This is a genomic window from Mesorhizobium sp. M7A.F.Ca.MR.148.00.0.0, assembly GCF_003997735.1.
GTDB lineage: Bacteria > Pseudomonadota > Alphaproteobacteria > Rhizobiales > Rhizobiaceae > Mesorhizobium.
On sequence record NZ_RZTB01000546.1, the window covers coordinates 1 to 277 of the forward strand.

Sequence of the window (277 nt, forward strand, 5' to 3'; positions counted from 1 at the left end):
TCGGTGTCTCGACGAAGCCTTGCGGCGCGAAATAGAGCGGCACTTCCATGCCCCAGGAATTGCCCCAGCGCGCCCCGGCGGCGTCCATGGCGTCATGCGCGCCGGCCGTCTTCAAGGCCCGTCCCGCAGGCAGTTGCTCGTTGGGATAGCTCATGACGAAACGGCGCGAATAGAACTGCCCGGTGGTCTGCCTGATGTATTCGCGGTTGGAGGCGAAGTCGCCATAGCGGGCGATGTCCATGCCGTAGACGTCGGCTTCCGGCTCGCTATGGATCAT

At 63.9% G+C, this 277-nt stretch carries 1 pseudogene; it reads right to left on the bottom strand.

The annotated features are described in order from the left end of the window. Positions 1 to 277 (bottom strand): annotated as a pseudogene (locus EOB49_RS35275) (glycine cleavage system protein T); the annotation flags it as partial.